The organism is Microbacterium sp. AC026, assembly GCF_979258475.1.
Map to the genome: position 1 here is coordinate 3,042,323 of NZ_OZ409857.1, position 14,432 is coordinate 3,056,754.

Here is a 14,432-nt window from a genome sequence, read left to right on the forward strand (position 1 = left end):
CTCCGCCGGAGTCAGTCGTCGAGCGCTCGTAGCTGATCGTTGACGTCTGACCTGCGCTTGAGTTCGCGCTCGAGCTGGCCTTGCAAGTTCGTCACTTTCGCGTCGGACCGCGCGAGCTCGCGCTCGCCCTTCGCGTGTGCGATCGTCCGCCAGACGGGTGAGCACTCGAGAACGACGGCATTCCCACCCCAGCGATTGATCGTGGCTGCTCGCTCCTGCGCGGCCGACCTCGAGCGGTAGATGTGGCGTGTCGAGGGATAGAAGAACGGTCGGTGTTCCCCCCACTTCTCCTCGCAGAACTCCGCCCAACCGGCCGGCTCGGGCGCATCGGGGTGTGGCTGTGGCCCATCGTGGAGTTCGAGATCGTCGTTCTCGTCGGGCGCATGCCGCACCTTGTACAGACGCTCACGATTTGCGGTCATGCGGGGATCTCCTCGGTGATTGATCGAGCCGTCCGACCGTCGTCAATCGCACGGGTGCGAAGGCGAATAAGTGAGAACGTGACCGTGAGTGCGAGATCGTGCAGTCCCTGTCGGTCCAGCTCCTCGATCGTCTTGGTGAGTTCCTGCGTCGCGCGATCGACCGGGCTCAGAGTCGGGTCTGGGACCCCTTCGACTATCGAAGCAGCCTCATTCAGCGCGGCAGTTAGGGCCGAGATCCGTGAGACCCTGACCGAGAACTCCTCGGCGTGCGTGACGCCGTGCACGTCGCCCGGCTCGTCCCATTTCACGATGACGTCGGTGCCTAGGTCCGTTTCACAGAGGGTGTGTGCAACGACCATGGTGAATGGGCCCGATGTAAGTTCACGGCTGTAGACGACGAGCGGCGGAGAGTCATTTGACACCTCAGTGTCCGTCGCCCAGTGATCGGGGGTAAGGTTGCTCATGATCTGGTTCCTCTCGTAGGGGTTCGGGTTCTCGCCCTCGCGCTGGTGGCCGCCAGCAGCGGGGGCTTTTTCTGTGATGATTAAGGCGCTCACGTCAGCGTCCAAGCCGTGGCGCGGTTACCGAGCATCGAGTACGCGACCACGCCCGCGTCCCGGACGCCGCCGAGTCTCACGAGCTTCGCGCGAGCCGTCCGGATCCGCTGAGCCGTCACCCGGGGTACGGACGAGTGGGCGGCCGCGCGAGCGTTGTACTCGCTCACGATCTGCTCGTCGGTGAGGGCGCCGCGCTCCGAGAGGATGACGGTGATCGCCGCAGCGACGCGCTCCTTCGCGGCAAGCGACAGTGTGTCGTCGGCGTCGCTCGACGTGCCGGTGTCGAGGGCGAGTGGGTGTGCCCGGGTGCTCACGATGCCCTCGCCGCGTCGGCATCCGCCGACGAGTCGCGGCTCTGCACCTTGACCACGAGTTTCCGTACGATGCGGAGGGCATGGCCCCAGTGAGCGAGATCCTTGCGAAGGGCGTGGATCCGCAGCTGTACGAGGTGGTGGAGGGAAGAATCGTCTCTGCGTCGCCCGAGGAGAGGCTTTCGCAGATCTACTTCGACGAGTCGCGGCGGCAGTCGGACGCATACGCGCGACCGAAGCAGGCAGCGCACAAGCAGCGCGTCGAGTTCCTGTATGACGAGTACCGCGGCGACGAAGAGGGAGATGATGGCGAGCATCAAGCAAAGGCCTGATGGCGTCTGGCGGGCGCGCTATCGAGACAGTGCCGGCAAGGAGCACGCGAAGCACTTTTCGCTCAAGCGGGACGCGCAGCGGTGGCTGAACGAGGTGACGGCTTCGGTCGTGACCGGGCAGTACGTCGATCCCCGCGCGGGCGAAGTCTCATGGGCCGCCTGGACGTCGTCGTGGATCCGGCTGCAGTCGTGGGCCGATGGGACCGTTCAAGCCGCGCAGACGGCGCTCCAGTCCGTCCCGTGGCGGGACCAGCCGATCGCTCGCGTGACGGAGCTGCACGTCCAAGCGTGGGTCACAGGCGAGCAGAGGCGGAAGCTCGCGGCTTCTACGATCCGTACGAGGCTCAACTACGTGCAGATGGCATTCCGGGCCGCGGTGCGGGCGAAAGTCATAGTTGAGAACCCGGCGGCGTACGTGAAGGCGCCCAGGGTGCGCAAGGCCGAGGTCACGATGGAGATCCTCAGCGCGGATCAGGTGCATGCCGTGCTCGACGTCGCCGGCGACTTCCGGTCCTTCGTCGAGGTGTGCGCGTACGCCGGCCTCCGTCTCGGGGAAGCGGCGGGGTTGCGGCTCGGCGACGTGAACTTTCTCGGCAGGTCGATCAGTGTCCGTCAGCAGGTGCAGGGCACGTCCATCGCCACGGCCAAGATCGTGCCACCGAAGTACGGAAGCGAACGCACCATATCCGTGCCTGGCGAGCTCACCGCGGCTCTCTCCGCTCACGTCGCCGTTCGCGCGCTTGAGTCACCCGAGGCCCAGCTGTTCCAGACACCGCTTGGACGGCTGTGGCAGCGCAACAACGCGGGGGAGGAATGGCGGCGCATCCGCGCGACCGTCGGGCTCCCATCTGAGGTGACGCTGCACACCCTGCGGCACACCTTCGCGTCGAACCTCATTGCGTCGGGCTGCGACGTCGTGACCGTGCAGCGCGCGCTGGGCCACGCTCAGCCGTCGATCACGCTCAACACCTACGCCCACCTGTGGCCGTCCGCGGAGGACCGCACGAGAGCTGCGACCGCTGATTTCATGCGATCCGTAGCCGGTTCTGCGGACTCCCCGCGGACTGAAAGCAAGAAACCCTAGGTCAGCGGGTAGCTCTAGCGGTAGTTGATGAACTGCAGGTCGAGATCGAGATCCGCGCCCTTGAGCAGCGCGATCACCGACTGGAGGTCGTCACGGCTCTTCGACTGCACGCGCAGCTCGTCGCCCTGGATCTGGCTCTTCACGCCCTTCGGACCCTCGTCGCGGATGAGCTTGTTGATCTTCTTCGCGTTCTCCGAGGAGATGCCGTCCTTGAGGGTCGAGACGATGCGGAACTCCTTGCCGCTGGCGAAGGGTTCGCCCGACTCGAGGCTCTTGAGCGAGATGCCGCGCTTGATGAGCTTCGACTGGAAGACGTCGAGAACGGCCTTCGCGCGCTCCTCGGTGCCGGCGATGATCAGGATCTGCTCGCCGCTCCAGGCGATGGAGGCGCCCGTGCCTTTGAAGTCGTAGCGCTGCTCGATCTCCTTGCGCGCCTGGTTCAGGGCGTTCTCGGCCTCCTGGTGATCCACTTTCGAGACGATGTCAAAGGAACTGTCAGCCATACGCAAAGTGTATCGACACCGCCGTTTTCACGCTCGCTTGGAAGCGCTTCCATCGACTCTCACGCACCAATCCGCGGTTACAGCTTGATATCGAAGGGCTTTTGCATTGCGATTCCCGTCGTTCTCGATGCATACTGTAAGCGCTTGCAGTCCTTGCAGGCCACAAGTACTCAGAGAGGCACACACCAATGAAGGTGAACAAGAGGGGCATCGTCGCCGCCGGCGTCATCGCGATCGTTTCGACTCTTTCCCTGGCCGGTTGCTCGACCGCGACCGACGGCGGCGACGCATCCGAGGGTGAGAACGGCGGCACGCTGACCGTCTGGGTCGACGCCGAGCGCGTCGACGCGCTGCAGAGCGCCGCCGACTCCTACGAGGAGAAGACCGGAGTCAAGGTCGAGCTCGTCGGCAAGTCCGTCGACGACATGAAGGATGACTTCATCCAGCAGGTGCCGACCGGCAAGGGCCCCGATGTGGTCATGGGCGCGCACGACTGGCTCGGAGAGCTCTCGACCAACGGCGTGGTCGCCCCGCTCGAGCTCGGCGACTCGTCGGCCGACTACCTGCCCGTCGCCCTTCAGGCGGCGACCTACGACGGAACCGTCTACATGCTTCCCTACGCGGTCGAGAACATCGCCGTGCTGCGCAACGCCGACATGGTGCCCGCCGCCGCGACGAGCTTCGACGACATGGTCTCGAAGGGCGCGTTCGTCGTCGAGCAGGGCACCGAGGGCAACCCGTACCACCTGTACCCGTTCCAGACGGCGTTCGGCGCTCCGGTCTTCGGCACCGACGACTCGGGCAGCTACGACTCCGCAGATCTGCAGCTCGGCAGCGAGGGCGGAACGGCCTTCGCCGACTGGCTCGCCGCTCAGGGCGCCGCAGGCACGCTGAACACCGACGTCGACGGCGAGATCGCCAAGCAGCAGTTCCTCGACGGCACCGCGTCCTTCTGGCTGACCGGCCCGTGGAACGTCGGCGCCGCAGTCGACGCCGGCATCAACGTCGCGATCGACCCGATCCCCAGCCCCACGGGTGAGACCGCGTCGCCGTTCGCCGGCGTCAAGGGCTTCTTCGTGAGCTCCGAGTCGAAGAACAAGGTCGCCGCGAACGACTTCCTCGTGAACTACATCGGCACCGAAGAGGTGCAGCTCGAGCTGTTCGAGGCCGGCAACATCCTCCCCGCGCTGACGGCCGCCGCCGATTCCGCCGCCTCCGACCCGATCATCGCCGGCTTCCAGGCCGTCGGTGCGGATGCCGTCCCGATGCCCGCGATCCCCGCGATGGGATCGGTCTGGGAGTTCTGGGGCGTGGCCGAGGCCGCGATCATCAACGGCTCCGACCCGGCGTCGACGTGGCAGAAGCTCGTCGACGACGTCACCGCAGCGATCAAGTAAGACACCCAGCACCATCCCTGCCGGGGCGGACCTCGTCCGCCCCGGCAGCTCGACGACGGGGACGAGATGACAGACACCGCCGAGCCCACGGCTCCACTCACCAAGCGCCAGCGCCAGGCCGCCGGCATCGCCGAGGCCGCATCCGGGCCGATCGGCTGGATGCTCCTGAAGATCCTGCTGCTGGCGATCGTCGACGCCATCGCGCTGTATGCGGCGTTCGTCCTCTTCGGGCAGCAGGAGTGGCTGGTGCTCGGCCTGGTCGTGGCCGTCACCGTGCTCGTCAACTACATCTACTTCTCGCGCAAGCGCATCCCCGCGAAGTACCTCACGCCCGGCATCATCTTCCTGATCATCTTCCAGGTGTTCACGCTGCTGTACACCGGGTACATCGGCTTCACCAACTACGGCACCGGCCACAACGGCACGAAGGACCAGGCGATCTCGTCGCTCCTCGCCTCCGCCCAGGAGCGCGTGGAGGACTCCCCGACGTACCCGGTCACGGTCGTCGAGCAGTTCGGCACCTACGGCCTGCTGGTGACCGATCCCGACTCCGGCGACGCGCTGCTCGGCACGGCCGAGCAGCCGCTGGAGGAGGTCGACGCCGAGTTCGACGGCGACCAGGCTGTGGCCGTCGACGGCTGGACCACGCTGCCCCTCGCGAAGGTGTTCACGCTCTCGGAAGAGCTGGAGAAGCTCTCGGTGCCGTTCAGCGACGACCCCAACGACGGCAGCCTGCGTGCGCCCGACGGCCAGAAGGGCTACCTGTACGTCTCGACGCTCGAGTACGACGCGGATGCCGACACCATCACCGACACCACGACCGGCGCGGTGTACTCCGACACGGGGGAGGGGTCGTTCATCGCCGAGGACGGCGCCGAGCTGCTCCCCGGCTGGCAGACCACCGTCGGGTTCGACAACTTCGTGCGCGCGGTCACCGACGACTCCATCCGCGGCCCGCTCATCTCGGTGACGATCTGGACCTTCGTGTTCGCGGTGCTCTCCGTGGCGACGACGTTCTTCCTCGGCCTGCTCCTCGCGCTGGTGTTCAACAACACACGGATGCGATTCCGCAACGGGTACCGGATCATCCTGATCCTCCCGTACGCATTCCCCGCGTTCCTCTCCGCGCTCGTCTGGGCCGGGATGATGAACGAGAGCTTCGGCTTCATCAACCAGGTGATCTTCGGGGGAGCGGACATCCCCTGGCTCACCGATCCGAACCTCGCGAAGGTCTCGGTGCTGCTGGTGAACCTCTGGCTCGGCTTCCCCTACATGTTCCTCGTCTGCATGGGCGCCCTCCAGGGCATCCCCGAAGACGTCAACGAGGCCGCGGTGATGGACGGCGCCAACCCGTGGCAGGTCTTCCGGCGCATCAAGCTTCCGCTGCTGCTCGTCACGGTGGCGCCGCTGCTGATCTCGTCGTTCGCGTTCAACTTCAACAACTTCAACCTGATCTACATGCTGACCAAGGGCGGGCCGCGGTTCGACGATGTCAGCATTCCGGTCGGGCACACCGACATCCTGATCTCGATGGTCTACAAGGTGGCTTTCACGGGGCAGTCCCGCGACTACGGCCTCGCCTCCGCGTTCACGATCCTGATCTTCATCGTGGTCGCGACGATCTCGATCATCAGCTTCCGCAAGACCAAGGCCCTCGAGGAGCTGAACTGACATGAGCACCACGGACATCGGCACCACCGCCCGCACCGTCGCCGTCGAACAGAACCTCGCGCCGCGTCGCCGCAGCTTCGGCGCATGGTTCGCCGACACCGGATGGCGCCATGTGGTCGCCATCGTCGTCAGCGCCTTCGCGCTGTTCCCGCTGCTGTACGTCGTCTCGGCCTCGCTCAATCCGAGAGGAACACTGACCGGATCGAACCAGCTGTTCTCGGCGTTCGGCTTCGACAGCTACGTGCGCATCCTGAGCGACCCGCAGAACCCCTACGGGCTGTGGTTCCTGAACACGCTCGTCATTGCCGTGGTCACGGGAGCCGTGACGGTGTTCATCGGCGCCCTCGCGGCATACGCCTTCTCGCGCATGCGCTTCGCGGGTCGCCGCATCGGCCTCGTCACGATCGTCGTCGTGCAGATGTTCCCGCAGCTCCTCGCCGTGGTCGCGATCTTCCTGCTGATGTCGACGCTGGGGGACTGGTTCCCCGCGATCGGACTGAACACGCACACGGGGTTGATCCTCGTCTACCTCGGCGGCGCGCTCGGGGTGAACACCTATTTGATGTACGGGTTCTTCAACACCCTGCCGATGGAGCTCGATGAAGCGGCGCGCATCGACGGCGCCGGACACGCGCGCATCTTCTTCACGATGATCCTGCCGCTGGTCGCGCCGATCCTCGCGGTCGTCGCGCTGCTGTCGTTCATCGGCACGGTGAACGAGTACGTGATCGCGAGCGTCATGCTCGTCGATGTCGAGCAGCAGACCCTGGTCGTCGGTCTCACCAAGCTCGTCGCCAACCCTCGATACGCGGACTGGTCGGCCTTCTCGGCCGGCGCGGTGATGGCCGCCATCCCGGTGATGATCCTGTTCCTGTTCCTGCAGCGGTACATCGTCGGCGGACTGACCGCGGGCGCCACGAAGGGCTGATCCGCGATCATGGTCGTCGCGTTCGCGGCGTTGCGATCACCCGTCGTGCGACGGCGGCCGTAGCGTGATGGCATGACGCGTGTGGCCGGGCGGAACGTGGCGATCAGCTGGGTCGCCGGAGTGCTGTGCGCGGGCGTGATCGGCGCTCTCGTCTGGTTCTCGATGCCGATCGTGCCGGTCGTCGCATCGTTCGTCGGCGACACCCTCCGTTCGACGCTTCCCTAGCGATCACGGGCTGCACGACACGTCGGCACGCCTCCCTCGGGGTGCGGTCGGGCGGCGGTAATCTCGCAATGCACACATCCGATGAGAGGCGCACCCCCATGAGTGACCCCGAGGTTCCCCAGCCCGAGCGGCCGAAGGACGTCAACGACGTCGTCGACAGCGCGAACGCTGGACTCGACGCCGCCGCCGCAGCGGGTGCAGGCGTGCATGGCACGCCCGCGGACGCTGCGCACGACACGTCGGCTCCGACACCTGCCCAGCCCGCCGTCGACCCGGATCTCGCCGCGTTCGAAGCCGCCGAGAAGGATCACCCCGGCACCTTCGCGACGCCCGAGCTCAACGACCCGAAGTACCTCGACGCAGACGACACGACGACGTCGCGGAACACGGATGCCGACACGACGAAGTCGTTCGGCACGGATGCGGACGCACCCCCGCCTACACGCCGCCGGTCGCGCACGAGCAGTCCGCTCTCGCCGGAGCCGCGTACTCGTCGGCCGACCACACCGAGACCCGGATCGTCCCGTCCGAGCCTGCCGCCGCCGAACCGGTCATCGCGCCGGTCCAGCAGCAGCCGATCTTCGTCCAGGCTCCCGAGCCGCCCCGCGAGCGGGGAAACCGCGGCACCGCCGGTGCGATCGGTCTGCTCGCGACCGTCGCCTTCGCGATCCTCTACCTGGGTGCGACGCTCGGCCTTCGGGCCGTCGCGGGTAACATCACGGGCGAGAACATCGGCGAAGCGGCTCTCGCTCCGCTGATGACCTGGGGCTTCTGGGTCCCCGTCGTGGTGTTCTTCCTCGGCTTCTGGCTTCTCGGAGCGTTCATCAACCGCGGACGCTGGGGACTCTGGGTGGTCTTCGGCATCATCGTCGGGCTCATCGCCTACGGCGGACACATCCTCGGTGCTCTCTTCGAGGCGCCGTTCTGGCTGCTCACGGCTCGGGAGGGAGCGAGCTCATCGGAGCCCAGCTCTTCCACCCGCTCGCCATCGCGGCGTTCGTCTTCGGCCGTGAGCTGACCATCTGGTTCGGCGCGTGGGTCGCCCGCAGCGGGGCGCGCAAGACCGAGCTCAACGCCGAGGCGCAGCGTGAGTACGAGCGCACGCTCGAGGCCGGTCCGACGCTCTCGAGGTAATCACGAACATGTCATCGCCGAACCCCCGTGGACCCGCGTCCCCGGGGGTTTCGGCCATCCTGGCTCTGGTTCTCGCCACGATCAGCTTCTTCGCCCTGGCGGTGTTCGGCCTCGGCGCGCTGAGCGTGGCCACCGACCGGGACATCATCGCCGTCCCTGGCCTGGGGCAGGTGCCGGGAGCGGTCGGGATGCTCGCGGCGGTGGTGGCGTTCGCGCTGTCGCTCTGGGGGTCGCTGCGGCGATCGCATCCGTCGTTCCTCGCGGCGCCCGCCGTCGCGCTGGCGACGGCGCTCGCGCATCTGGTCGTCGTCTGGATCGCGGTCGCGGTCGCGAGCGGTGACCTGATCGTCGCGACGGTCGTCGCGGGCGATCTCGTCCGTGGCGGGGCGAGCGCGGTGCTGTTGGCCGCCGGGGCCATCGCCGCCTGGGGCGGCATCGCGCTGCGCCGCACGCGCGCGCAGCAGCCGCAGTGGCCGTGGGAGCGCGACGACGAGGAATGACGCCCCGCCGTCGAGACGAAATCTCGGCAGCAGCGGTGCACGCGCCGTACGCTCTACGTGTGGAGCGCTCGTTGGAGACGCAGGTCGACCAGGCCGTCGAGGCCTGGTTGCGGTGGGTGCCGCGCTGGGAGCCGGCGACGCATCGTGGTCGGGTCGCGCCCTGTCGGCGTTGCCTGGGCTCGCCTATCCTGTCGGCGGCGGGCATCGGATCGAACACGCCGCACGGCGTGCAGCACGGCCTCTCGACCCGGATCAAGACGATCGTCGATCATGCCGTGGCCGAGTACACCGCGAGGAACCTCCCGATGCTCCAGCGCGAGCTCGACCAGCAGGCCGCACGGAACCGGGCGCGCAGCTACCGTCCGGCCGACGGGCTGGATCCGGAGTTCGACGGCCTCCCGCTCGATCCTGAGCCGGTCCCCGGTGCGCCGTTCCTCTTCACGATCGCGGGACTGGCGGACGAGGCGGTCGACGAACTGCCGCCGTTGCCGCCGCTGAGCGACGAGGCGAAGGTGGCGCTGCGACAGGAGGTGGCCCTCGCCGACGAGTACGCGAACATGGTCGGCCGTGAGATCTGCGGCATCCTGCTGCGCCACCGCATCTACATCCAGGCCGCGATCTCGCAGCATGTCGAGCCGCAGATCGAGGCGCTGCTCGCCGAGCTCACCGATTCGCTCGACTCCCCGTTCGACTCGGACCAGGCCTAGCGACCGCCGCTGAGCGGCCTTCATTTGACCACCACGTTACGCGGCATTACACTTGATCAGGTGTGTGCACGTCTCGACGTGTGCGCTGGGCGTCGGCACCATGCCGGTCCGCCCCCACGGCATACCCACCACCACAAAGGCTCGTCGATTCCGGCGTGCCGGTGGGTCACTGATGTGAAACCCATCACGCTGTCACCGTGCAGCATTATGAGGAGAGAACGTGCCAACCATTCAGCAGTTGGTTCGCAAGGGTCGCTCGCCCAAGGTCTCGAAGACCAAGGCGCCTGCACTCAAGTCGAACCCGCAGCAGGCCGGGGTCTGCACCCGCGTCTACACCACCACCCCGAAGAAGCCGAACTCGGCGATGCGCAAGGTCGCTCGTGTGAAGCTCCGCAACGGCACCGAGGTCACCGCCTACATCCCCGGTGAGGGTCACAACCTCCAGGAGCACTCGCTGGTGCTCGTCCGTGGAGGCCGTGTCAAGGACCTCCCCGGCGTCCGTTACAAGATCGTCCGTGGCGCCCTGGACACCCAGGCCGTCAAGAACCGTAAGCAGGCTCGCAGCCGCTACGGCGCAAAGAAGGGCTGAGTCCAATGCCTCGTAAGGGTCCCGCCCCCAAGCGTCCCGTCGTCAACGACCCGGTATACGGCGCTCCGATCGTCAGCCAGCTGGTCAACAAGATCCTGGTCGACGGCAAGAAGTCCCTCGCCGAGTCGATCGTCTACAACGCCCTCCGTGGCGTCGAGGCGAAGAACGGTCAGGACGCCGTCGCCACTCTGAAGAAGGCGCTCGACAACGTGCGCCCGACTCTCGAGGTCAAGAGCCGCCGCGTCGGTGGCTCGACCTACCAGGTTCCGGTCGAGGTCAAGCCGCACCGCGCGAACACCCTCGCGCTGCGCTGGCTCGTCAGCTACGCCAAGGGTCGTCGTGAGAAGACGATGACCGAGCGTCTCCAGAACGAGATCCTCGACGCGTCGAACGGTCTCGGTGCAGCGGTCAAGCGCCGCGAGGACACGCACAAGATGGCCGAGTCGAACCGCGCGTTCGCTCACTACCGCTGGTAAACAGCTTCGCCCGCCCCCGATCACACATCGGGGGCGGGCACCCCTCTTCGCAGTACGACTGCACAAAAGATAAGGACACTCCTGTGGCACAAGACGTGCTCACCGACCTGAGCAAGGTTCGGAACATCGGCATCATGGCTCACATCGATGCTGGCAAGACCACCACGACCGAGCGCATCCTGTTCTACACGGGCGTCAACCACAAGCTCGGCGAGACCCACGACGGTGCCTCGACCACCGACTGGATGGAGCAGGAGAAGGAGCGCGGCATCACGATCACGTCTGCCGCCGTGACCTGCTACTGGAACAAGAACCAGATCAACATCATCGACACCCCCGGTCACGTGGACTTCACGGTCGAGGTGGAGCGCTCGCTCCGCGTCCTCGACGGTGCTGTCGCCGTCTTCGACGGCAAGGAGGGCGTCGAGCCCCAGTCCGAGACCGTGTGGCGTCAGGCCGACAAGTACAACGTCCCCCGCATCTGCTTCGTCAACAAGATGGACAAGCTCGGCGCGGACTTCTACTTCACCGTCGACACCATCATCAACCGCCTCGGCGCCAAGCCGCTGGTCATCCAGCTGCCCATCGGTGCGGAGAACGACTTCATCGGCGTCGTCGACCTCGTCGAGATGCGCGCGCTCGTCTGGGCGGGTGACTCCAAGGGTGACGTCACCATGGGTGCCTCCTACGAGATCCAGGAGATCCCGGCCGACCTCAAGGAGAAGGCCGACGAGTACCGTCAGCAGCTCCTCGAGACCGTCGCCGAGACCGACGACGCGCTGCTCGAGAAGTTCTTCGGTGGCGAGGAGCTGACCGTCGCCGAGATCAAGGGCGCGATCCGCAAGCTCACCGTGGCTTCCGAGATCTACCCGGTCCTCTGCGGTTCCGCGTTCAAGAACCGTGGCGTGCAGCCGATGCTGGATGCCGTCGTCGACTACCTCCCGAACCCGCTCGACGTGGGCTCGATCGAGGCGCACGACCCCAAGGACTACGACACGATCATCGAGCGTCACCCCGACGCGAAGGACCCGTTCGCGGCTCTCGCGTTCAAGGTCGCCGTGCACCCGTTCTTCGGTCGCCTGACCTACGTCCGCGTCTACTCGGGACAGCTCGACTCCGGCGCTGCGGTCATCAACTCGACCAAGGGCAAGAAGGAGCGCATCGGGAAGATCTTCCAGATGCACGCCAACAAGGAGATCCCGGTTCCCTCGGTCACCGCCGGCAACATCTACGCCGTCATCGGTCTGAAGGACACCACCACCGGTGACACCCTCACCGACCCGGCCTCGCCGGTCGTCCTCGAGTCGATGACGTTCCCCGAGCCCGTCATCGAGGTCGCGATCGAGCCAAAGACCAAGGCCGACCAGGAGAAGCTGGGTGTCGCCATCCAGAAGCTCGCTGAAGAGGACCCGACCTTCCGCACGGAGCTCAACCCCGAGACCGGTCAGACGACCATCAAGGGCATGGGCGAGCTGCACCTCGACATCCTCGTCGATCGCATGAAGCGCGAGTTCAACGTCGAGGCCAACGTCGGCAAGCCGCAGGTGGCGTACCGCGAGACGATCCGCAAGGGCGTCGAGAAGTACGACTACACGCACAAGAAGCAGACCGGTGGATCGGGTCAGTTCGCGAAGATCCAGTTCAACATCGAGCCGCTCGACCTCGACGACGAGAAGACGTACGAGTTCGTCAACGCGGTCACCGGTGGTCGCATCCCGCGTGAGTACATCGGCTCGATCGATGCCGGCTTCCAGGACGCGATGAACGTCGGCGTGCTCGCCGGATACCCCATCGTGGGTGTCAAGGCGACCATCGTCGATGGTGCTGCTCACGACGTCGACTCCTCGGAGATGGCGTTCAAGATCGCAGGATCGATGGGCATGAAGGAAGCCCTTCGTCGGGCGAACCCGGCGCTGCTCGAGCCGCTCATGGCGGTCGAGGTGCGTACTCCCGAGGAGTACATGGGCGACGTCATCGGCGACCTGAACTCGCGTCGTGGCCAGATCCAGTCGATGGAGGACGCCGCAGGCGTCAAGGTCGTCCGTGCACACGTCCCGCTGTCCGAGATGTTCGGCTACATCGGCGACCTGCGCTCGAAGACCTCGGGCCGCGCCGTCTACTCGATGGAGTTCAACAGCTACGCTGAGGTTCCCCGCGCTGTGGCCGACGAGATCGTCCAGAAGCACCAGGGCGGCGGCGAGTAACACTTTCCTGGGAGCCGGGTTCACGCCCGGCTCCCAGGTCCCCTACAACTTCACATTCCCTCTCTACTAAACTGAGAACCTAACCCGTAGAGATCCGGTCGCAATCCAGTGCCCGGTGACCTCTACACGACGTCCTGAGGAGGACCAAGTGGCTAAGGCCAAGTTCGAGCGGACCAAGCCGCACGTCAACATCGGAACCATCGGTCACGTCGACCACGGCAAGACCACGCTCTCCGCAGCGATCTCGAAGGTGCTTGCTGACAAGTACCCCTCCGACACGAACGTGCAGCGCGACTTCGCTTCCATCGACTCGGCGCCGGAAGAGCGCCAGCGTGGAATCACCATCAACATCTCGCACATCGAGTACGAGACCCCGAAGCGCCACTACGCGCACGTTGACGCTCCCGGCCACGCCGACTACGTCAAGAACATGATCACCGGTGCTGCTCAGATGGACGGCGCGATCCTCGTGGTCGCCGCCACCGACGGCCCGATGGCTCAGACGCGTGAGCACGTGCTGCTCGCCAAGCAGGTCGGCGTCCCTTACCTGCTCGTCGCACTGAACAAGGCCGACATGGTCGACGACGAGGAGATCCTGGAGCTCGTCGAGCTCGAGGTCTCCGAGCTGCTCGCCTCGCAGGGCTTCGCCGAGGACGCTCCTGTCGTCCGCGTCTCCGCTCTGAAGGCACTCGAGGGTGACGAGAAGTGGACCCAGTCCATCCTCGACCTCATGGAGGCCGTCGACAACAACGTTCCCGACCCCGTGCGCGACAAGGACAAGCCGTTCCTCATGCCCGTCGAGGACGTCTTCACGATCACCGGTCGTGGAACCGTCGTCACCGGCCGCGCCGAGCGTGGCACGCTGGCCATCAACTCCGAGGTCGAGATCGTCGGACTCCGTCCGACCGTCAAGACCACGGTCACGGGTATCGAGATGTTCCACAAGCAGCTCGACGAGGCATGGGCCGGCGAGAACTGTGGTCTCCTGCTCCGTGGCACGAAGCGTGAGGACGTCGAGCGCGGTCAGGTCATCGTCAAGCCGGGTTCGGTCACGCCGCACACCGACTTCGCCGGTACCGCGTACATCCTGTCCAAGGATGAGGGTGGGCGTCACAACCCGTTCTACACGAACTACCGCCCGCAGTTCTACTTCCGCACCACCGACGTCACCGGCGTCATCACGCTGCCCGAGGGCACCGAGATGGTCATGCCCGGCGACACCACCGACGTGACGGTCGAGCTGATCCAGCCGATCGCCATGGAGGAGGGCCTCGGCTTCGCCATCCGTGAGGGTGGACGCACCGTCGGCGCCGGTACGGTCACGAAGATCATCAAGTAAGCATCTGCTTCTCGCACAGGGGTCGGGCCTTCGGGTCCGGCCCCTGTGTCGTA

At 66.0% G+C, this 14,432-nt stretch carries 18 protein-coding genes; 13 read left to right on the plus strand and 5 right to left on the minus strand.

What is annotated here, in order from left to right:
- Positions 1 to 11: 11 nt before the first annotated feature.
- From ACZZ93_RS15375 to ACZZ93_RS15385, 3 genes are read right to left on the minus strand one after another with little or no spacing between them, the layout of a single operon-like run.
- On the minus strand, positions 12 to 422 hold the full coding sequence (locus ACZZ93_RS15375) for a hypothetical protein (protein WP_463511513.1): 411 nt from the start codon (positions 420 to 422) through the stop codon (positions 12 to 14).
- A complete protein-coding gene (locus ACZZ93_RS15380; RefSeq protein ID WP_463511514.1) occupies positions 419 to 979 on the minus strand; it encodes an FIVAR domain-containing protein in 561 nt (186 codons plus the stop codon). Before ACZZ93_RS15380 ends, ACZZ93_RS15375 begins: the two co-directional genes overlap by 4 nt.
- Positions 976 to 1,293, minus strand: coding sequence for a hypothetical protein (locus tag ACZZ93_RS15385; RefSeq protein ID WP_463511515.1), 318 nt, complete (start codon positions 1,291 to 1,293; stop codon positions 976 to 978). Before ACZZ93_RS15385 ends, ACZZ93_RS15380 begins: the two co-directional genes overlap by 4 nt.
- A 113-nt stretch (positions 1,294 to 1,406) precedes the next feature.
- Between ACZZ93_RS15385 and ACZZ93_RS15390 the strand changes: the two genes are divergently transcribed.
- Positions 1,407 to 1,622, plus strand: a complete 216-nt coding sequence (locus ACZZ93_RS15390; RefSeq protein ID WP_463511516.1) for a hypothetical protein — start codon at positions 1,407 to 1,409, stop codon at positions 1,620 to 1,622.
- Complete coding sequence (locus ACZZ93_RS15395; protein WP_463511517.1) at positions 1,597 to 2,706, plus strand: tyrosine-type recombinase/integrase; 1,110 nt, start codon at positions 1,597 to 1,599, stop codon at positions 2,704 to 2,706. The genes ACZZ93_RS15390 and ACZZ93_RS15395 overlap by 26 nt, the downstream gene beginning before the upstream one ends.
- A gap of 14 nt (positions 2,707 to 2,720) precedes the next feature.
- Here ACZZ93_RS15395 and ACZZ93_RS15400 read toward each other — a convergent pair whose 3' ends face one another.
- Positions 2,721 to 3,209, minus strand: coding sequence for a YajQ family cyclic di-GMP-binding protein (locus ACZZ93_RS15400; protein ID WP_053097515.1), 489 nt, complete (start codon positions 3,207 to 3,209; stop codon positions 2,721 to 2,723).
- A 188-nt stretch (positions 3,210 to 3,397) separates the two neighbouring features.
- Here ACZZ93_RS15400 and ACZZ93_RS15405 point away from each other — a divergent pair, with 188 nt between their 5' ends.
- The 4 genes from ACZZ93_RS15405 (at position 3,398) to ACZZ93_RS15420 (ending at position 7,430) form a co-directional block, all read left to right on the plus strand.
- Positions 3,398 to 4,606: a sugar ABC transporter substrate-binding protein gene (locus ACZZ93_RS15405; RefSeq protein WP_053097514.1), complete on the plus strand. Its 1,209-nt coding sequence runs from the start codon at positions 3,398 to 3,400 to the stop codon at positions 4,604 to 4,606.
- Positions 4,607 to 4,672: 66 nt separating this feature from the next.
- Positions 4,673 to 6,277 (plus strand): ABC transporter permease subunit, encoded by a 1,605-nt coding sequence (locus ACZZ93_RS15410; RefSeq protein WP_056279698.1) that lies wholly within the window; start codon positions 4,673 to 4,675, stop codon positions 6,275 to 6,277.
- 1 nt (position 6,278) lies between these two features.
- Positions 6,279 to 7,205, plus strand: coding sequence for a sugar ABC transporter permease (locus ACZZ93_RS15415; RefSeq protein WP_053097512.1), 927 nt, complete (start codon positions 6,279 to 6,281; stop codon positions 7,203 to 7,205).
- A gap of 72 nt (positions 7,206 to 7,277) precedes the next feature.
- The gene (locus ACZZ93_RS15420; RefSeq protein ID WP_171821933.1) at positions 7,278 to 7,430 is read left to right on the plus strand and encodes a hypothetical protein; all 153 of its coding nucleotides are present in this window, start codon (positions 7,278 to 7,280) and stop codon (positions 7,428 to 7,430) included.
- 307 nt (positions 7,431 to 7,737) lie between these two features.
- Here ACZZ93_RS15420 and ACZZ93_RS15425 read toward each other — a convergent pair whose 3' ends face one another.
- Positions 7,738 to 7,935 (minus strand): hypothetical protein, encoded by a 198-nt coding sequence (locus ACZZ93_RS15425; RefSeq protein WP_463511518.1) that lies wholly within the window; start codon positions 7,933 to 7,935, stop codon positions 7,738 to 7,740.
- A gap of 252 nt (positions 7,936 to 8,187) precedes the next feature.
- Between ACZZ93_RS15425 and ACZZ93_RS15430 the strand changes: the two genes are divergently transcribed.
- The 7 genes from ACZZ93_RS15430 to tuf all read left to right on the plus strand — a co-directional run bounded on the left by ACZZ93_RS15430 (position 8,188) and on the right by tuf (position 14,379).
- Positions 8,188 to 8,448, plus strand: a complete 261-nt coding sequence (locus ACZZ93_RS15430; RefSeq protein ID WP_463511519.1) for a hypothetical protein — start codon at positions 8,188 to 8,190, stop codon at positions 8,446 to 8,448.
- A 124-nt stretch (positions 8,449 to 8,572) separates the two neighbouring features.
- Entirely contained in the window at positions 8,573 to 9,064 is a 492-nt protein-coding gene (locus ACZZ93_RS15435; protein WP_072591693.1) for a hypothetical protein, read from the plus strand.
- A gap of 59 nt (positions 9,065 to 9,123) precedes the next feature.
- Positions 9,124 to 9,771, plus strand: a complete 648-nt coding sequence (locus tag ACZZ93_RS15440; RefSeq protein ID WP_463511520.1) for a spermidine/putrescine ABC transporter substrate-binding protein — start codon at positions 9,124 to 9,126, stop codon at positions 9,769 to 9,771.
- 220 nt (positions 9,772 to 9,991) lie between these two features.
- Positions 9,992 to 10,360 carry a 30S ribosomal protein S12 gene (gene rpsL, locus ACZZ93_RS15445; protein ID WP_013584051.1) on the plus strand — a complete coding sequence of 123 codons (369 nt, stop codon included), beginning with the start codon at positions 9,992 to 9,994 and terminating at the stop codon, positions 10,358 to 10,360.
- Between the two features lie 5 nt (positions 10,361 to 10,365).
- Positions 10,366 to 10,836: a 30S ribosomal protein S7 gene (rpsG, locus tag ACZZ93_RS15450; RefSeq protein WP_050722490.1), complete on the plus strand. Its 471-nt coding sequence runs from the start codon at positions 10,366 to 10,368 to the stop codon at positions 10,834 to 10,836.
- A gap of 83 nt (positions 10,837 to 10,919) precedes the next feature.
- Positions 10,920 to 13,040, plus strand: a complete 2,121-nt coding sequence (fusA, locus tag ACZZ93_RS15455; protein ID WP_053097509.1) for an elongation factor G — start codon at positions 10,920 to 10,922, stop codon at positions 13,038 to 13,040.
- Positions 13,041 to 13,188: 148 nt separating this feature from the next.
- The gene (gene tuf, locus ACZZ93_RS15460) at positions 13,189 to 14,379 is read left to right on the plus strand and encodes an elongation factor Tu (RefSeq protein ID WP_053097508.1); all 1,191 of its coding nucleotides are present in this window, start codon (positions 13,189 to 13,191) and stop codon (positions 14,377 to 14,379) included.
- The last annotated feature ends 53 nt before the right edge of the window (positions 14,380 to 14,432 follow it).